Origin of the sequence: Parabacteroides sp. 52 (assembly GCF_010500925.1) — a bacterium.
Lineage (GTDB): Bacteria > Bacteroidota > Bacteroidia > Bacteroidales > Tannerellaceae > QVMG01.
The window spans coordinates 1-19,264 of record NZ_QVMG01000003.1; the positions used below are offsets into that span (position 1 = coordinate 1).

The 19,264-nt window shown below is 45.5% G+C and carries 15 protein-coding genes; 5 read left to right on the forward strand and 10 right to left on the reverse strand.

Annotated elements, in window-relative coordinates; all coding sequences use genetic code 11:
* Positions 1-214: 214 nt before the first annotated feature.
* From D0T51_RS03485 to D0T51_RS03505, 5 genes are all read right to left on the reverse strand, one after another.
* Complete coding sequence (locus tag D0T51_RS03485; RefSeq protein WP_163725255.1) at positions 215-1,021, reverse strand: nitroreductase family protein; 807 nt, start codon at positions 1,019-1,021, stop codon at positions 215-217.
* Positions 1,022-1,119: 98 nt separating this feature from the next.
* Positions 1,120-2,814, reverse strand: coding sequence for an FAD-dependent oxidoreductase (locus tag D0T51_RS03490; RefSeq protein ID WP_163725259.1), 1,695 nt, complete (start codon positions 2,812-2,814; stop codon positions 1,120-1,122).
* Positions 2,815-2,908: 94 nt separating this feature from the next.
* Positions 2,909-3,286: a winged helix DNA-binding protein gene (locus tag D0T51_RS03495; RefSeq protein ID WP_163725549.1), complete on the reverse strand. Its 378-nt coding sequence runs from the start codon at positions 3,284-3,286 to the stop codon at positions 2,909-2,911.
* 19 nt (positions 3,287-3,305) lie between these two features.
* A complete protein-coding gene (trxA, locus tag D0T51_RS03500; RefSeq protein WP_163725261.1) occupies positions 3,306-3,779 on the reverse strand; it encodes a thioredoxin in 474 nt (157 codons plus the stop codon).
* 16 nt (positions 3,780-3,795) lie between these two features.
* Positions 3,796-4,095 carry a rhodanese-like domain-containing protein gene (locus D0T51_RS03505; protein ID WP_163725264.1) on the reverse strand — a complete coding sequence of 100 codons (300 nt, stop codon included), beginning with the start codon at positions 4,093-4,095 and terminating at the stop codon, positions 3,796-3,798.
* A 281-nt stretch (positions 4,096-4,376) separates the two neighbouring features.
* Between D0T51_RS03505 and D0T51_RS03510 the strand changes: the two genes are divergently transcribed.
* From D0T51_RS03510 to D0T51_RS03530, 5 genes are read left to right on the forward strand one after another with little or no spacing between them, the layout of a single operon-like run.
* Positions 4,377-5,684 (forward strand): TolC family protein, encoded by a 1,308-nt coding sequence (locus tag D0T51_RS03510; protein WP_163725267.1) that lies wholly within the window; start codon positions 4,377-4,379, stop codon positions 5,682-5,684.
* A 23-nt stretch (positions 5,685-5,707) separates the two neighbouring features.
* A complete protein-coding gene (locus D0T51_RS03515; RefSeq protein ID WP_163725270.1) occupies positions 5,708-6,790 on the forward strand; it encodes an efflux RND transporter periplasmic adaptor subunit in 1,083 nt (360 codons plus the stop codon).
* A 9-nt stretch (positions 6,791-6,799) separates the two neighbouring features.
* Positions 6,800-10,012, forward strand: a complete 3,213-nt coding sequence (locus D0T51_RS03520) for an efflux RND transporter permease subunit (RefSeq protein ID WP_163725272.1) — start codon at positions 6,800-6,802, stop codon at positions 10,010-10,012.
* 2 nt (positions 10,013-10,014) lie between these two features.
* The gene (locus D0T51_RS03525) at positions 10,015-10,203 is read left to right on the forward strand and encodes a DUF2892 domain-containing protein (protein WP_163725275.1); all 189 of its coding nucleotides are present in this window, start codon (positions 10,015-10,017) and stop codon (positions 10,201-10,203) included.
* 7 nt (positions 10,204-10,210) lie between these two features.
* The gene (locus tag D0T51_RS03530) at positions 10,211-10,744 is read left to right on the forward strand and encodes an AraC family transcriptional regulator (protein WP_163725278.1); all 534 of its coding nucleotides are present in this window, start codon (positions 10,211-10,213) and stop codon (positions 10,742-10,744) included.
* A gap of 65 nt (positions 10,745-10,809) precedes the next feature.
* Here the strand turns inward: D0T51_RS03530 and D0T51_RS03535 are convergent, their stop codons facing one another.
* From D0T51_RS03535 to D0T51_RS03555, 5 genes are read right to left on the reverse strand one after another with little or no spacing between them, the layout of a single operon-like run.
* Positions 10,810-13,971, reverse strand: a complete 3,162-nt coding sequence (locus D0T51_RS03535; RefSeq protein ID WP_163725282.1) for a hypothetical protein — start codon at positions 13,969-13,971, stop codon at positions 10,810-10,812.
* Between the two features lie 14 nt (positions 13,972-13,985).
* Entirely contained in the window at positions 13,986-15,560 is a 1,575-nt protein-coding gene (locus D0T51_RS03540; RefSeq protein ID WP_163725285.1) for a PCMD domain-containing protein, read from the reverse strand.
* Positions 15,561-15,586: 26 nt separating this feature from the next.
* A complete protein-coding gene (locus D0T51_RS03545; protein ID WP_163725288.1) occupies positions 15,587-16,363 on the reverse strand; it encodes a hypothetical protein in 777 nt (258 codons plus the stop codon).
* Positions 16,364-16,372: 9 nt separating this feature from the next.
* Positions 16,373-17,113, reverse strand: a complete 741-nt coding sequence (locus D0T51_RS03550; protein WP_163725290.1) for a hypothetical protein — start codon at positions 17,111-17,113, stop codon at positions 16,373-16,375.
* Positions 17,106-19,262, reverse strand: coding sequence for a DUF4493 domain-containing protein (locus D0T51_RS03555; RefSeq protein ID WP_163725293.1), 2,157 nt, complete (start codon positions 19,260-19,262; stop codon positions 17,106-17,108). Before D0T51_RS03555 ends, D0T51_RS03550 begins: the two co-directional genes overlap by 8 nt.
* Between the last annotated feature and the right edge of the window lie 2 nt (positions 19,263-19,264).

Genomic DNA, 19,264 nt, shown 5'->3' on the forward strand with positions numbered 1-19,264 from the left:
TATAAAGAATTCAAACTGCTCCACCACTGCAAGCAGTGGTCCCCCTCTTCTTATCCAAGAAGAGGAGCCAAGATAGTGCTGGTTGGTGTAAGGGGATGTATTGCGGCCGTAGGATTGCATCCCACGGTTATTCACATGAAACCCCTCCGGGGTTCATTGGTGACATCTTTTTTCGAGGTGATTCGTGCTTATTCGTATCTGCGATTTACCTTTTTTATTCTTCCTGAATCCAGGAAATCACATAATCCAAATTTTCCTTTTCCGGAAAATCCTTTACTACTTCATACCGGCCGGCAATACCTAGTTCCCGGCAACTCAGCTCAAAGTGACAAAGGGCAATACCGATATCGATAGAATCGAATGAGAGGTAAGGTTTTTTGTAAAAATGCAATACCTTCTCTTCATATAAGACACGCCATTCCTGCTTATTATTCGCCGAAGGTGCCAGGCGAACCATTTCAAGGGGTTGAGAATACTTCCCGGCACTATCTTCCGTCAATGGATGCGTGAAGTCCTTTTCAAAGAAAAGTTCCCCAAAAGGCTTCCGGGAACTATGTTTTTTATCCGCCTGCACGATATATTTTTCCAGGAACCGCTGTCCGCCTCCCGGATAACCGACAGGTGATACAATCCTTAATTTCTCATTCGTCCCAAGTGACACCTGCTTTTTGAAGTCGCCCCGACTGAAAGAGCCCCCCAGCCAACAGGTCCCTAATCCCAGATGTGTACAAAACAACACTGCCTCTTCAAACATATAAGCGGCTGCAGTCTCGGCTAAAGGTGCATCCTCGTATATCAACACCAGGTAATCACACGCTCCTTTCACCCATCCGTAGGTTCCTAGTTTGATGGGCTCCTCATCGGATTTTGTATGTATCAGTTCGATTCTTGCTTTTACACCAAACGGAGCTTGCAACTGATCGATATATTGTCGGATTTGGGCACTATGCTCTTCGCGCAAAGGTTCACCCGTATATGTACGGACAGAACGCCGCTTTTGAATGGTTTCTATATGATTCATATTTTACTTGTCATAGCTGTACGTATCCTTCTTCTCTAAAAACCATACCGCAGCCATTAGTTGATTTTCAGAGCCAAAGATAAAGAAAATCTCTTCCCCTATTTGTTTGTATCCAGGTTATCCGGTTTGTAACAACAAAAATCTTTACATGTAGCGGAAGCATATGTTTTGTATCCTCCGGAAAGGTTATAAACATTAGTAAAACCTTTCTGGATGAGTATTCTGTATGCCAGATAACCACGTAGACCGATGGCGCAATACAAGATGATCCTTTTATCGGTCGGAATCTCATCCAATCGCTTCCGCAAATCATCGACAGGTATATTCACTGCCCCTATTATATGATTCATACCGTATTCCTCTTCCGTGCGCACATCCAACAGGAAATCCTTTGTCGGATCGAGGGCTGCAATATCCCGCCAATAAGCGATCTTTATTTTTCCCTTCAATATGTTTTCCGCTACGAATCCGGCAATATTCACCGGGTCTTTCGCCGATGAGAAAGGAGGGGCATAGGCTTGTTCCAGTTCGCTCAGGTTATAGATAGTGCCTTTGTTTTGTATCACTTGTGCCATCATCTCAATGCGTTTATCTACCCCGTCGAAACCAACCACCTGCGCCCCATACAATTGTCCTGTTTCAGGAGCAAAAACGATTTTAATTGAAAGCGGCTGTGAGCCGGGATAGTATCCGGCATGCGAATAGCCATGGGTATACGACGAAAGATACTTTATATGCTGTCGCTTCAACACCTTGGCAGAAACACCGGCAGTGGCAACCGTCAGGTCAAATACTTTAGCAATAGAGGTTCCGATGGTCCCTTTATATATACATTTATTCCCTTCCAGGATATTGTCGGCAGCTATCCGGGCTTGTTTGTTTGCCGGGCCTGCCAAAGGGATTAAGGCCGGTTGATGGCTCACCGGATTATTTACCTCGACAGCATCCCCCACGGCGTATATATGCGCATCAGAGGTTTGCATATATTCATTTACCCAGATACCTCCCAAGGAGCCGATCTTCAATCCGGCTGATTCAGCTAATTGCTTTTCCGGACGAACACCGATGCTGGATATCACCATATCGGTTTCGATCTGTTGCCCTCCATCCAGTAAAACCCTCAAGGTATCGCCGGCGGCCTCAAAGCCTACGACTTTTTCCTTTAAACGGAGGTTGATATTTTTCTCTCTCACGTGTTGATGCACCATGCTGGCCATGGAGAAATCCAACGGAGCCATCACCTGTTCGCCCATCTCTACAATGTCGACTGTCAGTCCGGCCTCGTATAGATTTTCCGCCATTTCCAGTCCGATGAATCCCGCTCCCATAATCACAACCCGCTTGATATGGTGTTGCTTGATATACGATTGGATTGCATCGGTATCCGGCACACTTCTCAATGTAAATATCGCCGGGTGGTCGATACCAGGGAGTGGAAGTCTGATAGGGGCTGCTCCGGTAGAGACGAGCAATTTGTCGTACGACTCTGCGTACTCCTCTCCGGTTGACAAGTTTCTGACCTTTATTGTTTTATCCTCCGCGGAAATAGAAGTTACTTCCGATAGCAAGCGGATATCTATACGAAATCGGTTCGTGAATCCTTCAGCCGTTTGCACAAACAGATCATCCCGCTCCGTGATTGTTCCCCCGATATAATACGGAAGTCCGCAGTTCGCGTACGAAACATATTCTCCTCGCTCAAACAGGATAATTTCTGCATTTTCATTCATCCGACGGAGCCGGGCGGCAGCTGTTGCTCCTCCCGCTACTCCTCCAATGATTACTATTTTCATTTGTAAATTATGTTTTCGGTTAATAGTGTCTACGGGAAAATATTTCTTTTTGAAATTCCGTGATCTCGTTTTCACACGGATTCTTTTCCTGTAATTAGGGAAGGATGGCAGTCTTCAATGATTCAGGGATATTGAATTCTGCACATTTTATCGATTCGAGTTTTTTACGTCCCAATTCTGTCAAGGTAAAATACATCTGGCGTTTATCGTCTTTGCCGACAATACGTTTGATAAGCTTTTTCTTTTCTACAGACTTTATCACCTTGGATGTATTCGAATTGCTTAAGCCCAAGACTGCGGCCAGTTCGTTGGAAGAGTATTTTTGCGTATTCAATGAGCATAATAACATTCCTTCGTTCAATCCCAGGTCGTATGTACGTTGAAAGTTTAATTCAAATTCATAAATTGTCCTATACAAATCCCTGATCTGACACAGCGTATTTACTTGTGAATTGTTCGTATTATTAGCCATCATCGCATTTTACTTTATATTACTTTTTTAATAGGACTTTGTCAATCGCCTCTTTCAATTGTTGTTTAGGCAGTGCACCGGCTGCCATCTGTGGCTGCTCGTCCATCGGCACAAACAAGAGTGTCGGAATACTTCTTATGCCAAAGGCTGCGGCAAGATCCGGCTCTGTCTCTGTATTGATTTTATAAATATAGATACGGCCTTCATATTCAGCCGCCAGCTCTTCCAATACCGGAGCTATGGCTTTACAGGGACCACACCAATCCGCGTAAAAATCAATCAATGCCGGTTTATCCCCCAAATACTGCCATTGGGTTGGATTGGCTTCAAAATTAGCAACTTTTGATAAGAATTCTGCTTTTGTTAAATACATTGTTTTCATTTTAGTCTCTTTTTTAGTGATTACGTTTGTCTGACTTTTTGTTTCTGCTTTACTATTGCAAGAGATCAGCCATACAGATATGACTGAAATGACAAAGATGAGATGTCGCATTTTATTCTGTTTTCGTTTAAAAATTAAACCAGCTTCCGCCATTATATACTTCTGCAAATCCTTTATTCCGTAACAGGGATGCTGCACTACGGCTACGCATGCCGCTGGCACATACGGTGATAATCGGTTTGTCCTTTTCCAGTTTTGAGATATTCTCACTCAGACTATCCAGAGGGATGTTGATTGAATGAGCAGCTGCTCCTTGTTTATACTCTTCCGCTGTCCGCACATCCAAAAGTGTTGCTCCATTCTCTAAGAGCGTGTTGAAATCGGCTTTGTCCTTTAATCCGAACAGCCTGTTGAAAAATCCTGCCATACTATTTACATTTTATTGTTTGACTTTTACGACTTTCATTTTGTCTGTTTTTATGTTTGCGATACAAAGGTATATATTTTATTTCTATTGGAAACTACTTCTTATTGAAAATATTTAATAGATAGTTATATGTCGTTAATTATGAAGTATTTGCAATTTGTTAAATAAAACATAAAAATCTTTTCCATATTATTTTCCTTTGGAAATTTGTTTCTTTGGAATATATTGTTTTCCTTTGCGATATATTTCCAATGGAAACTAAACTGAACAGATATAAAAAAATGAGAAGAACAACGATCATTACATTAAGTGCAATTGCCTTTACGCTCGTGGTAGAGGCACAAAACGGTTCATATATAACGGCCGATCAGGCGGTAAATATGGCGATCGAAAACAACAGCCATATAAAAATGTCGGAGATGGACCGGAAAATAGCGAATGCCGACTTTCATCAGACCGACGCCATTTTCCTGCCGCAAATCACCTTGGGATATACGGCATTGACGACAAACAATCCCTTGAACGCTTTCGGATTCCTGTTACAGCAGGAATCGGTTACGGCGATGGATTTCGATCCGGCGAAATTGAATCATCCGGGAGCGACACAAAACTACGGTACCCAGGCGGAAGCGAAGCTACCCCTTTTAAACCTGGATATGATCTACGCCCGCAAAGGTGCCCGGGCGCAGGAAGAGATGTACCAATACAAGGCCGAACGCACGAAAGAATACATCGCGTTCGAAGTACAAAAAACATATACCGGCTTGCAAATGGCTTATCAGGCGCGCGATATCCTCCAGGAATCGCTCGAAGACGTGAAGCAGATACACCGGTCGGTGACGAACTTCTACGATCAGGGTCTGGTACAGAAATCGGATGTGTTGAACGCCCAGGTGCAGGTCAACACCATCGAAAGTGCTTTGGCGAAGGCGGAAAGCAATATCCATAACGCCTCCAACGGACTTCGTTTGTTGATGGGTCTGGATATCAGTGAGGAAGCGTATACGACTGACTCGTTGGTGCAAAAGAAAAAAATATATCCTGAAACGACGCTATCCCTCTTTCGCCCGGATATCCTGGCGCTCCAGAAAGCCGTGGATGCAACGGATATGATGGTCAAGTCTTCCCGCATGGCCTTTCTGCCACGCATCAATGCTTTTGCCTCGTACAATCTGAACGATTCACAGGCGTTTAAGTTCAGAAACGATTCGTATCTGGCCGGTATCAACCTGAGCTGGGAGATCTTCTCGGGCAACCAGAACCGTAATAAAATGAAATCGGCGCAATACCAAAAAAAACGGATGCAGGAAGAATTGAACCTGCATATTAAAAAGGAACAACTCGAATTGGACAAGGCCCGGCGCGACCTGAACGACTCGCAAACGGAGATCGACAAACAACAGATAAATGTGGAACAAGCGGAAGAAGCCTTGCGCATCCTGGCCGACCGCCACAACGAAGGACTGGCGAATACGACCGATCTCTTGATGGCGCAAGCCCAGTTCTCCCAGCAGAAACTTCTGCTCTCGCAGGCCATTATGTCGTACAACGTGATCGAAGCGTACCTTCATTTTTTATCAAACAACTAAGAACTAAACAAAAAAAGACAGATATGAAAATTTCAAGAAACGCAGTATTAGGCATTATAGCAATATCCTTGTTTTATTCCTGCTCATCAGCCGATGGACAGCAAGAGAAAGGGCAGGCGGCCGTAAATGTAGAAACCTATTATCCGACGCAGTCGGGCAACGACGGCTTCTACCTCAGTGGCGAGATCACCGCCCGGCAAACAGCCGTCATCAGCACCCGCATGATGGGCTTTATCCATAAGATACACAGCAAACCGGGCGATAAGGTTTCGGCAGGACAATTATTGGTTTCGATCAGTAGCGATGAGATCCGGGCGAAAAAGGCACAGATCCAGGCGATGATCACCGAAGCCGAAGCAGCGGCTAAAAATGCGGAACGCGACTACGAGCGCTTCCGGACACTGTACGCGCAAAACAGCGTATCGGACAAAGAGCTGGAAAACGTCGCCCTGCAACATACCTCCATGCAGGCCAAAGTAGAAATGGCGCATCAGCAGATGAATGAAGTCAACGCCATGTTGGCCTATACCGATATCCGCGCGCCCTTTGCGGGAACGATCACCCAAAAGATGATGGACGAAGGCAGTATGGCCCATCCGGGCATGCCGATCCTGATGATGGAACAAAACGGCGAATGGCAGATCGTAGCTTCTGTACCCGAAAGTTACATCCCGTACGTAAAAGTAGGCGATGCCGCCCGGATAGAAATCAAATCGTTGGGAGCCACCCTGACCGGGAAGGTGTCGGAGCTTAGCCCTTCGGCTTACCGCGCGGGCGGGCAATACGCCTTGAAACTGGCGATCGATACGCAGGACCAGACGAATATCCATTCGGGTATGTATGTGAATGTATTTATCCCCCATAAAGTCAAAACGGATACGCCCTCAAAGATCCTGATCGATACGAATTCATTGGTGTACCGCGATCAGCTGACGGGGGTGTATGTGGTAAACGATCGCAATGAAGCCAGCCTGCATTGGGTGCGGCTGGGTAAGACGGTCGGCAATCAGATCGAAGTGCTTTCGGGCTTGAATGCCAACGATAAAGTGGTGTTGCGTGCGGAGAGTAAATTGTATAACGGGGTGAAAGTATCGACATCCAAATAAACGAAAACAATGGAAAACGGAATTTCAGGAAAAATAGCCAAGGCATTCCTTCAGTCGAAACTGAGTATCCTGCTCTTTATCGCTTTTATGCTCTTGGGAATCTTCAGCATCTATCTGATCCCGCGTGAAGAGGAGCCGCAAATCGATGTGCCGATGGCGGATATTATGGTAGGTTATCCCGGCGCCACGCCACAGGAGGTAGAGTCGAGAATTATGCAACCGCTCGAAAAGGTGGTGTCGAATATCAAAGGCGTCGAACATATCTATTCGACTTCGATGAATGATATGGGCATGCTGACCGTGCAATTCTTTGTCGGCGAAGATGTGGAGCGTTCGTTGGTGAAGCTCTACAACGAGATCATGAAGAATATGGATCGTATGCCGCAAGGAGCGACTATGCCGCTGGTGAAATCGCGTGCCATAGACGATGTTCCCGCCCTGGCGTATACGCTCTGGAGCGAAGAGATGGGTGCTTATCCCTTGCGGCAGGTGGCCGAAGTGGTAGGCGACGAGATCAAGAAGATACCCGATGTCGCCCAGGTGAATATTGTCGGCGGACAAAGTCGCGAATTGAAAGTGATATTCGACAAAGATAAAATGGCGCAGAACAAGCTCGATTTCGGAGCAATTGCCCAAGCCTTGCAAGCGAACAACGCGCAGATGCAGAGTGGCAATATCATCACCGGCGACCAGGTCTACGCCGTGCAAACGGGTAGTTTCTTTACCGACGTGGAAGAAGTTAGAAGTCTGATCGTCGGCACGAACGACAATCAGCCGGTCTACCTTTACCAGATCGCCGAAGTAGAAGATGGTCCCGAACTGCCTAAGCAGTATGTTTCGTTTGGTTATGGCGCGGCGGCAAAAGCCAAAAAAGACGCGATGCCCGATGATTATTCGGCGGTAACCCTGTCAATTGCCAAGAAAAAAGGAGCCGATGCCATGCAACTGGCCAAGGTGGTGAACGAGAAAGTGGAACACCTGAAGAAAGAGGTGATCACCAATGATATACAGGTGGAAGTCACCCGTAACTACGGCGAAACGGCCTCCGACAAGGTATTCGAATTGTTGTCGCATCTCTCGATCGCGATCGTTATCGTCACCCTTTTTGTGATGCTGGCGATGGGCTGGCGCGGCGGATTGGTCGTCTTTCTTTCCGTGCCGGTCACCTTTGCCCTGACGTTGTTTGCTTATTACTTCCTGGGGTACACTCTCAACCGCATTACGCTGTTTGCTTTGGTGTTCGTCACGGGCATTGTGACCGACGACTCCATTGTGATTGCCGAGAATATGCACCGGCATTTCAAGATGAAGAAACTGCCGCCGTTGCAAGCGACCTTGTACGCGATCAACGAGGTGGGTAACCCCACGATCCTGGCAACGCTTACCGTGATTGCTGCCGTACTGCCGATGGCATTTGTTTCGGGCATGATGGGTCCGTATATGAGTCCGATGCCGATCGGCGCATCCATCGCGATGACGTTCTCCTTGATTATCGCCTTGACGCTCACGCCTTATTTCGGTTATTTATTCCTTCGCCATAAAGATAAAAAAGGCAAAAAACAAGAAGAGAAATCCGAAGAAGAAACGTCGGATCTGCGCCAGACGAAGATGTATCGGTTGTACGCCAAGACGATCACTCCATTTTTGGAAAACAGAAAATACCGCTGGAGCTTTATGCTTGGGCTGACCGTGATCCTATTGGCCACCTTCTCTTTATTTTACACCAAAGCGGTGCCCGTAAAGATGCTTCCTTTCGACAATAAAAACGAGTTTCAGGTTGTCATCGACATGCCCGAAGGCACCACGTTGGAACGCACGGCTGCCGTGACCAAAGAACTGGCGGTGTATCTGAGCCGGAACGCGATGGTCACGAATTACCAGACCTATGTAGGTACATCGGCCCCGATCAGTTTCAACGGCTTGGTGCGGCATTACGATATGCGCCGGGGGGAAAACGTGGCCGATATACAGGTCAACCTGGTTGGCAAAGGCGAGCGCAGCGAACAAAGCCATGATATCGCCTCTTCCGTGCGTGCCGATCTGCAAGCTATCGCAAAGAAATACAACGCCAACGTAAAGGTGGTCGAAGTGCCTCCCGGCCCACCGGTGATGTCGACCATCGTTGCCGAGATCTACGGTCCGGACTACGAACAGCAGATCGACGTCGCCCGCCAGGTGAAAGATATTCTGGCGACGACCGACAATGTGGCCGATGTGGATTGGTCGGTAGAAGACACACAGATCGAATATAAATTCGACGTGGATAAAGACAAAGCGATGCGGTTGGGCATCCCCAACGCGCAAGTGGTTCAGAACCTGCGCGCGGCGTTGTCGGGCATGCCGGCAGGCGTCTTGCACCTGCCCGCTTCCGTGCAACAGGTAGGCATTGTATTGCAATTGCCCGAAACCGAAAAAGCGAGTCTCGAAGAGGTATTAAGTCTGAAGGTGGTCAAGCCACAGGGAATGGCCGTGCCGATCAGCGATCTGGTGACGGTGACCCAAGGTGAGAAAGCGAAAAGTATCCAGCGCAAAGACCAGAAACGCGTGGTGTTTGTGTTGACCGAAGTGGCTGGCGACCTTGAAAGTCCGATCTATCCGATCACTATGGTATCAGACAGATTGTCCGAGATAAAACTGCCCGAAGGATATACCTTATCGGAAGAATACAGCGAACAACCGCGATACGAAGACCATTTCGCCTTGAAATGGGATGGCGAATGGCAGATCACCTACGAAGTATTCCGCGACCTGGGTTTGGCGTTTATGTTGGTATTAATCATTATATACACCCTGATTGTCGGTTGGTTCCAGAACTTTATCACGCCGTTGGTACAGTTGGCCGCCATACCGCTTTCGTTGATCGGGATTATTCTCGGACACTGGGCGTTCGGCGCTTATTTCAGTGCCCCTTCGATGATTGGCTTTATCGCTCTGGCCGGAATTATGGTGCGTAACTCCGTGTTGTTGATCGACTTTATCGATATCCGCCTCAAAGACGGTGTTCCGCTGAAACAGGCGGTGATCGAAGCGGGAGCCGTACGTACGACCCCTATTATATTGACCGCCGGAGGAGTGGTACTGGGAGCCATTGTGATGCTGTTCGACCCGATCTTCCAGGGATTGGCCATCTCTCTGTTGGGCGGAACGATCACGTCGACCATCCTGACGTTGATCGTCGTCCCCTTATTGTATTTCAAGATGTTAAAGAAAAAAGTTGACTAATCATGAAACGTGAATATATTATCCGTATAGTCGCCGGCACTATGGTGCTGGCGGGTATTTCTCTGGCTTATTGGGTATCTATCGGTTGGCTGTTGTTGCCTGCTTTTGTCGGGGTAAACCTCGTACAGTCGTCGTTCACCGGGTTTTGCCCGTTGGAGAAGATACTCGACAAAATGAATATCAAACAGTAAACGCAATATGGAAATTAACCGGTTAGTCATTCGTGAAGCCAATGATTCGGAGATGAATCATACAGATTTCTGTGTGTTCTGCCATTATTTGTACTCATCTATTCAGAATAATTTATCTCAGGAAGAGGTACTTGAGTTCTTCAAACAAGGATCTGATTATATGGAAAATATGATTTTATCCAAATATAAACAGGCTAAAAGCTATCGTAAATCGAGGCAAGAAGAACTCTTCGACAGCTTCATAAGTATGCTACGCCAAGATTGCTCAGCCGAACATAATCTCCGCTTTTATGCCAATAAACTTTTTGTCACCCCTCAATACCTGTCGAAAGTAGTAAAAGACGTAAGCGGCAAGACTGCCAGTCAATGGATAGCAGAATTTGTGCTTCTGGAAGCAAAGGCATTATTGATACATACCAATCTGACCATTCAGGAGATAGCTTTTAATATAGGATTTGCCGATCAATCTTCATTCGGTAAATTCTTCAAAAAGAATACCGGAGTATCACCCGGCAAATTCGCTCAGGAACTTGCCGGATAATGCTGGTAACACAAATATAGGACCCTCGGATTCTAGCGGAGGGATATGACACTGAACAGGGAGTCCTATTTGATATGTATCTTTTGCAGTTTCACCAATTTACTGTCACGGTATATGCTGATAACATATATACCCGGACGGGAGAGCGGTAGACAGGTCTCTCCCTCTATGTTTTTCGCATGCATCGTTCGTCCCAGGATATCGGTCACTTTGACAAGGGAGGCTTGCGTTACTTTCAGGAAGATATTTTTACCTTTGCTATAGATCACATTGTCCGTATCTATAGGAGATATGCTGGTAGGGACACCTCTGAATTCTGCTTTGATGAAAAGATCTCCCTGGATGGTATATTCACGCGGGTTCTCTGTTGATCCATCCCCCCAGCGGATAAATGAGGTACCTTCGGCAGCGAGGGCTGTCAGGCGAATTTTACTGCCGTAAACAAATCCTTCTGTTCCGGAACGCAGGTTATTGAGTTCTTCCAATGTCACCTGTCCGTATGGAGTCGGATCGGGAAGAACCACTTTGTAGAGAGAGAGACCGGGCACATCCACCGTAAAGAGTACATCCCTATCAATATTTGTATATACATATTCTTGCTGTATATTGGGGCTTATCGTTTGCCCGTTTGCTTTTACCGTAGGGGGTGCATATCCCGGATCGGAGGTGAGCTGCAGAGTGAACGACTCTCCTTCTTTTACCGTATGGTAACCGGCTGGAGAGGTAATGGCACCGGCAACCGTCGGAACATACACCTGGTAGGTATTGTTGGATGGTACGACAGCGGTAGCCAAGGGGTTTGTTACAGGCGAACTAGTAGAGTTCGACCGGAAGTCGGCCTGGATGATAAGCGGGCTATCGCCTTCTACCGTATACACTACTCCGCTGGAGATAGAACTCTCCATTCCGTAATTTTTGCACACCCCTAATTTATGGAGATAATATCCTGCGTTGGGGGTAGCGGAAATAATCAATTGATCTCCCTGTTGAATCCGGTCACCGGATGCCAATGCAATACCGGTATTTTTGTTTTTAACCGCGATCGAACCATTTGTGGAACCGAAGTAGATCAATTGTTCGTTATTGATAGACAATGTAGCAGTAGCCGCCGTTATCGTATGATAGTTTCGGCTGTCGTCGGGAATAAACTGGATCGTATAGGTCTTACCGTTTTCAACCAGTTGTTCTCCATCCAACCACTGAAAAGTACCGGCCACATTGGGTTGTCCACCGATGATAGGCACCTGTTTTAAATGCATGCCGTAGGGAACCTGGGTGGTGGCAGGTTGCGGTTTTTCGGGTAATGTCGGGTTGATAGCAGAAATGGTATAAGTTGTTTTGACAGAGATACTGTCAAACCCTTTTTCGGCAGGGAGTAAAGCCCAAAGTTCATAAACTCCGGCATTTATAGGGAGTACGAAATTTCCTGTTTCATCTTTGTAGCGTATATTTTTAATGTTTGCGCTTGTGGGGGTGGGTGTACCTTGCACAAAAGTGGAAGGGAGTAATGCCTGTGAATAAGCTCGTAAGGCTCCCGAATAGGTAGCACTTCGGTTCGTCGGCGGATTTTTCAGGTTCCATTGCGGAAGAGGAGTTGCTTTTGTTAACACCACATAGAGATCATATGCCTTTTCTGCAATCAGTTCTTTGCGATTTGTATTGTCAAGTAACAGGTATTCATTTTGGGTGTCACTTATTTTGTTGATGATTTTTTCCACAGTGAATCCTTGTGGGACCATAGGAGCAGTTAAGACCAATGGAGTTCCTTCCGCTATTTTCTCTCCATGTTGAATTTCTTTATCCCCATTGTATAATACAGGAACAGCCCCATCTACAGGATTTAATTTGACCGTATAAAAAGACAATTGATGGGTTTCATTGGCGAGAGGAACCCAGCAAAAGGCCGGTTGGTAACAACTCTTTTTAGGCGTAAACACCACTTTGACTAATGCACCTGTTGTTTCAGCAACCGAAAGATCACATTGAACGGTTTTGTTCTTGAAACAGGCACTTCCTCCTGTGATGGTATAATTTCCCTGTTCTTCGCGTACATTAGGCAAAGAAGTTATTTTGAGAGGAGCCGGTTCGATGGTGAAAAGAGCTGTCTTAGTCCCGGAAAAAGTCATATATTCATCCGTATCCCGGCTGAGTTGTACAGTGTATACCCCTATTTCTGTAGGAGGAGTCGTTGTATACTCTGTATCAGCCGTTTTATAGTTGACCTGGATATGAGAAAGACCTGCCGGATTGGTGGAGTAATTATTATATTTTTGAGGCTGTCCGGTGTATGAAGTAGTTTCGTTTGCCAACGTAGGAGAAATACCGGATTTACTGGCATACGTTAAGGTGATCTTATGATCTTCTTTGGCTATAAAACTATAATAACCGTCAGCATCCAGAGCGCAAGGCTGTCCGTTTACAATAAGTGTATAAATCTTCGCCTTTGTATAGTTTTTCGGTTGAATTGTTATGGAGGTATTGTAAGGTACTTGTACTGTTTTTGTCACATTTTGATTCAAAATAACTTCAGCCGTCTCAAAATTAGCCTTTGTCCCTTTCACAACAACAGGCGTATCTCCGCCCGACGCAGGTTTCAAATAGATAATCTGCGCGGTTCTATTTTCAAAATAAACCACAATAGCCGTCACAGCCCCGGTCACTTTATAAGTGATTTTATTGTTAACCGGAGTACCGGTCGGTTGTCCATTGACTAATACCTTTTCAACGGCGTAGGATTCGTCTGTTGGTTTGCCTTCGATTTCAATCTCAGCCCCATAAGGCACGGTGGCTCCGCTGGAGAGTGTTTTTCCGTTGTAACGAACGGTGAAACTGCCGTTTGAGGTGTCGGCTGTAGAAAAAGCCACTTTGATATCGTTTCCGGTAAAGACAGGAGTTACTACGACTTTACTGGTTCCTGTGACAGTGAACCAAGCTTTGTTCCGATCGCTCGTATCGTATTTGATATTATTCCCTCCTTGTACGGTGATGGAAGAGAGTTGATGGTTTGCATCCGATGGAGATGCCACCACCGTGATGACCTCGTCTTTGACGACTGAGGCATAACCTGCTTCTATCTCCGTTTCCGTTATTTCATTTCCATTCTCATGGTATAACTGTATCTTTCCACCTGTCGATGTTCCTATTTCGATCCGGTATTCATTTTGTGCCCACCCATTTATGGAAAAAATGAATAGGGAAAGTATTGTGAATAAAATAGCGCGTCTCATATCTTTTTCTTTGTTTAGTCGTACAATAGTTCCATATTATCAATCCAAAGCGTACTGCCTTCTCCTCCGGTAAAATAGTCTCCGTACTTACTGGCAGTACAAACGATCACCAAGTGTTTGGGTTTCCGGCTCGTTGTACGATATACGAGGGGGATTTCTACCTGCTGATAAACCGAGGTATTTGAGCCGGAGATAAATTCACCATAAGCAATAATAGCCGGATCATTCTGTTCGAATAATTTCCGTTCCGAAGGCTTGGTACGTATCTCGAGGGGAGCTTCCCAATCGCCTACGGAAACGTAAATATAGCAGGAATCAGGGCGTCCTTTCAGGGCTGTGAATTCCTCGGAGGTACGGTTGATTGAAGCTGAAGTGTATTTATAACTGAATCGAAGGCGTGTCGGTCGCACTTCGAAGGGACGTCCGAAATTCAAGATCCCATTAGTCCCATCAGTACGTACATACTCACCGGCAAAGATATTCCCAGCGGCAAATTTACCGATACCGGCAATACCGACGAATTTGGAATGGAGTTTAGCCGCTTGTCCTTTTCCTGTACTTGTCTCTGTAGTCGGAGTCGTATTGCTTTCTCCCAAGGTAGTAGCACCCCGGTTGCCGGTATCCCAATAAGACAAAGAACCGTTGGGCCATGGGTTCCATACTTTTCCGCTCTGATGCCATTCGTCAAAGCTGCCGTCGGTCAGACTTACCGGCGTTTCTGTCGTGAAACTGATCTCCTCTCCATAGACACCGTCGGAGAAAGCCCGTACTGTATAACGGGTCTGGGGTGTTAATCCCGTCACTGTGGCAGTGAAAGTACCGCCATCGGAACTGATCTGGTCCTTGCCGATCAGGGTCCATTCCGATTCAGTCGTCGGGCGGAACTCGAAACCGTTGTCTGCTCCCGATTGACCTGTTCCATGTAGATAGGCTTTGGTGGCGAATGCATCCGGCGTTTCTGTCACGACCGATTGATCGGTTTGGATCACGTATACGGTCCATTCTTCCGTTATATCATGGTATTTCACGGTAAATGTCCGGGGAGAAGTGAAGTCCATATACTCTTGTGGCGAAGGAGTCATTACTGCATTTGAGGGGCCTAACTTCAATTTATTAACAGGCACTCTGTTTAACGGAGTACTGGTGGGCACGTAAGCCACAGCCACATAATGAATGGAGTCGATTTCCGAATGCCCCACTTGTCCCGAAACCAGGAAAGCTCTGTTCAGGTTCTGCTCTGCTTTCACTATCCATTCATACTCCTGATAAAGGGAGAGAGTAAAGGTTTTAGGCATTGAGAGATCGATTGTCGTTCCCAGTGCCGGACTGATCATTGCCGATTCGGTAAGGCGATAGGACTTTATCTTCAACGTTTTCAGATTGACTGTTTCCCCGATGGGAATAGTCACTGTATTGTAGTTGATGGAATCGATCACTGTTTTGCCTATCTGTCCTTCAATCTCAAACTCCTGAAAGTTCATCTTGATTCTAGGGTAAGGGATGTCGTTCTCGATACACGCGTGAAAGACAGACAATACAAACAGGATAAGAAGGCATCCTGTGCTATTTTTTAGTAGTAACTTATGCATAGTTCTTCACTTAAATTTTACTGATCTTATAAAAAAACCGCCAGTCCGATACCGATACTGAACAGATCTATCTTAAAGTTCGCCCCACTGGATTGATGCATGCCTGCTTCTACCCGGTTATGAACCTGTCTTTCTTTCCGGTATGTAAAACCGGCAACGCCAAAGGAGACCTCTATACCCACATTGTTCATAATGAATGCGGTGAGTCCGGGGGTGATGCCTACCTGCAGTTCCCGGATCGTCGAATAGGTCCCGTCCAATGTCTCGTTTTTGCCTCGTACAAATTTAGCCTCTCCTCCACTGAAGGTGATACTGGTCTCATTGAACAACGCAAATCGTTTCGATCCGCCCAGGCCGACATAATTGCGCACAAAACCTGTCCCGGAATACTTATGTTCCAACAAATAAATATTGTTAAGGTTGAAATCCATATCATCGTCAAACTCCAGGGAGATATTATTCACCTTTAAGAGTGTACGTGTATATCCGAAACGCAACCCTGCCATCGAGTTATCCCGATAGAAATAAGCGATAAAAGGTTTGAAGCTGAATGTATGTCCCTCGGCATCGAAGTCTTTGAAGATAGATAATAACTCATAGTCTTCGTTGACAAAGGTGGTATAACTTACTGTTGTTCCAATCATCACTTGTCCCTTGGGGATAACGGTATAATCGACAATGCCCCTGTCCATCCGTCCCAAAGGAATTTCCTTTTTAAAGATCTTCAGCGTATCTGTTGCATACCCATTGAGGACTGTACAACAGAGGAGTACAAACAATATGTATATTTTTGATTGACGCATTGTTTGTTGTTACAGATAAAAGGCCAGACCCAATCCGATGCTGAACAGGTTTATCTTAAAGTTTGCCGAACTGGTTCTTCTCTCACCGTGATAGACCTGATCGGTGGTCTGATTTATCTTTTTATAATTGAACCCCAACACGCCGATACTGACTTCTACAGCGGTGTAATTGTTGATAAAAGCAACCAATCCTGGGCTCATACCTACCTGTAATCCAAAAGACTTCTGATAGGTACCGGTTAGATCTTCTCCTTTGCCGTTAATCATTTTGGCTTGTCCTCCTTCCAGTGTAAACTGCGCCTCATTATACAAACCAAAGCGTTTGCTGTCTCCCAGGCTGATATACGTACGTAAGACTCCGGTTCCGGAATAGGAATGACTCAAGGTGTACATGTCGCTTATATCAAAATCCAGGTCGTCGTCCAGGTTCAGGGAGAGATTGTTGAGTTTGGTCAACGAGCGCGAATACCCGAAGCGTCCCCCTGCCGCCACATTGTCGCGGAAAGTAAAACAGATCAATGGGCTTACATTTAAGTTATACCCGCTACCATCGATCTTTTCGAGGACAAGGAATTTATAATTCTCATTCGAATATTCCGAATAAGAAACGCTTACTCCTGTTATCCATTGTCCTTTGGGTACAAAGGTATTTTGTTTGATCCCCCGGTCGAATTTCTGAGCGGAAAGTTGTAATATACTACAACAGCAAACAGTAATAAACAATAGAGAATATCTCATTATCTTATTCATATATTAATTCAAAATCATCTAAGAATAATTCACTGGTTGAGCTTCCTTTAAAGTAATCACCATATTTGTCTGCTGAACAGACAATGGTCATATACATATTCTCCGGCTTTTCCTCTTTCAGATACTGGAGAGGCAGTTCAAAACTTTTATACGCTCCGTTCGTGCTGCCACATTGGCTTGCAGGTAATTCCGCATAGGCAAAAACAATATCTTTAAACCTTTGGGTATCAAGATCAAATAAGGTAGAAGGCGTAACCGTTGAGATAGTGAAAGGTTCACTGGTCATCAGGATATAAATAGCACAGGTATCAGGCGTGCCGGTTACTATATTAACCTTTTTCCCGCTTGGCAGTGTGATGGTTCCTCCATTATCGATCGTACCTGGGGCATATCGATAAAAACCTTTTAGTTTAGCCGGACGAGAACCAAAGAGTCTACCCATCGTTATTTTTCCTCCCATGCCGTCCATTTGAAAATCTCCGGCGAAAAGATTTCCGGCAGCTAAGCCTACCAGAGGAGCCGATTGGGATTTTAGGTGAGCCGCCTTACCGCCACTGGTGACAACAGGTGATTCTGTCGGAGTCGTAAGTTGCGGAGTAAAGCTATTATTTCCTGTGCCCCAAAATCCATTCGCTGATTTATTCGGTACATAAAAACTCCCTGTATGATACCAATCATCTAAATTCCCGTTGGGCAACGGAATGGCAGCTTCTGTCGTAAAGACCTGAGAACTGCTTGTTTTACCACCTTCAGATACGGTGTATTCATAAGAAACGCCATTTTCAGAAAGGGGATAATCGATTTTCACAAAGAAACGTTTCGTTGCCGGATCAAATGTGATCGCATTTGTCGGGATCTCGGTCCACTGGGTATCTGCGGTTTTCTTATAATTGATTTTGATATCACTGGGTTGTGTTACCGGGAACCATTTGCCTCGCAAAAAGGCGTGTGTGGCCCAGGCATCTACATGACTTTTGTGCCAGTCTGTTGCAACCATCATATCTGAGATAAACATGGTATACTGCGCTGTACGGTTCTGCTCATGCATATCCGTCACACTTACTATAAAGTCCTTTTTCTCTTTTGCCGTGGCTGTTTTTACAGGAATTTGTACCGTTAATTCTTTTATGCCTTTCACCGGCTCCGGAGTAAACAGGAATCCTTTACTGGTTAGATCCGTTCGCTCGGCAGCAGATAGGTTCATAAAGTTAACACTTGTTTTCCCTTCCAGTATATCACTTAAGAAGGGGTTGTTTACGATAAACTCTTTTATGCCGAATGCAGCGGAGGCCTTTAATGTATAGATTCCATTGCCTGGATCCTCAAAGAAGACAAACTCAGTGGTTTCCACATCATCCTGTGTTGCATGTATGCCCGGGTATTTTTTGATGCCTATATCTATGTCATCTTCTCTTGTTTCCAGGTCCTCCTCCGTTTCGATTGTAAATTTCAATCCGCCATTGCTCGTGTTCGGATTGTTGACGGTTACATTTACATGGATTATATAATGCGTATAGGGTTTGATATTGGCTATTGTATATTCGGATGTGATCTCCTCCGAATTTTTGTTTTTCCCTACTACTTTACAGAGCAGATCCTTGTCACCATCCGGAGCATAGAAATAACCAATCTGTGTATTTTCTTTGGCAAACACCAACTTGGAAGTTCCTAAGGAAACAGTAGTGTTATAATCGGTATAATAGGTGTTCAGGTCTTCATCGTATACGACGGAAACCTTACTTTGAGCCAGCCGGCAGACAATCTCCTTTTTAACGGTTTTGTTTGCCTGAATCGTGATTTCAGATTCTCCCTTGTAGTAAGCCTTGTCAAATTCCGCTGTTTTAGGTGTACCCGTGCTTGCTTCTACGGTATATGTACCGGTTATCAGCCATAACTGTGCCGGTATATCCGTTGCTTTCTCATATTTGCGGATGATATCTCCCGCATCGTTTTTAATCCATACCTTGCAATTTTCGGTATCGGTATCCGCTTTGGTCTCAACGGTAATGGTTTTACTGTTGAAACCGAGACTCAACTGAAGCAGTCCTTCATTCCCCAAACGCTCATCCTCTTCTGAACAGGCGATGAGGAACAATAGGGCAAGGCAAAGTCCCGTGAATGCATATATCAATTGTCTGAATGTATTCATAC

Excerpts from the sequence above, each read along its gene's own strand:
- D0T51_RS03490 (WP_163725259.1), bottom strand. The coding sequence starts at position 2,814 with ATGAAAATAGTAATCATTGGAGGAGTAGCGGGAGGAGCAACAGCTGCC.
- D0T51_RS03540 (WP_163725285.1), bottom strand. The coding sequence starts at position 15,560 with ATGCATAAGTTACTACTAAAAAATAGCACAGGATGCCTTCTTATCCTG.
- D0T51_RS03545 (WP_163725288.1), bottom strand. The coding sequence starts at position 16,363 with ATGCGTCAATCAAAAATATACATATTGTTTGTACTCCTCTGTTGTACA.
- D0T51_RS03510 (WP_163725267.1), top strand. The coding sequence starts at position 4,377 with ATGAGAAGAACAACGATCATTACATTAAGTGCAATTGCCTTTACGCTC.
- D0T51_RS03505 (WP_163725264.1), bottom strand. The coding sequence starts at position 4,095 with ATGGCAGGATTTTTCAACAGGCTGTTCGGATTAAAGGACAAAGCCGAT.
- D0T51_RS03530 (WP_163725278.1), top strand. The coding sequence starts at position 10,211 with ATGGAAATTAACCGGTTAGTCATTCGTGAAGCCAATGATTCGGAGATG.
- D0T51_RS03525 (WP_163725275.1), top strand. The coding sequence starts at position 10,015 with ATGAAACGTGAATATATTATCCGTATAGTCGCCGGCACTATGGTGCTG.
- D0T51_RS03550 (WP_163725290.1), bottom strand. The coding sequence starts at position 17,113 with ATGAATAAGATAATGAGATATTCTCTATTGTTTATTACTGTTTGCTGT.
- D0T51_RS03515 (WP_163725270.1), top strand. The coding sequence starts at position 5,708 with ATGAAAATTTCAAGAAACGCAGTATTAGGCATTATAGCAATATCCTTG.
- D0T51_RS03535 (WP_163725282.1), bottom strand. The coding sequence starts at position 13,971 with ATGAGACGCGCTATTTTATTCACAATACTTTCCCTATTCATTTTTTCC.
- D0T51_RS03520 (WP_163725272.1), top strand. The coding sequence starts at position 6,800 with ATGGAAAACGGAATTTCAGGAAAAATAGCCAAGGCATTCCTTCAGTCG.
- D0T51_RS03495 (WP_163725549.1), bottom strand. The coding sequence starts at position 3,286 with ATGGCTAATAATACGAACAATTCACAAGTAAATACGCTGTGTCAGATC.
- trxA (WP_163725261.1), bottom strand. The coding sequence starts at position 3,779 with ATGCGACATCTCATCTTTGTCATTTCAGTCATATCTGTATGGCTGATC.
- D0T51_RS03555 (WP_163725293.1), bottom strand. The coding sequence starts at position 19,262 with ATGAATACATTCAGACAATTGATATATGCATTCACGGGACTTTGCCTT.
- D0T51_RS03485 (WP_163725255.1), bottom strand. The coding sequence starts at position 1,021 with ATGAATCATATAGAAACCATTCAAAAGCGGCGTTCTGTCCGTACATAT.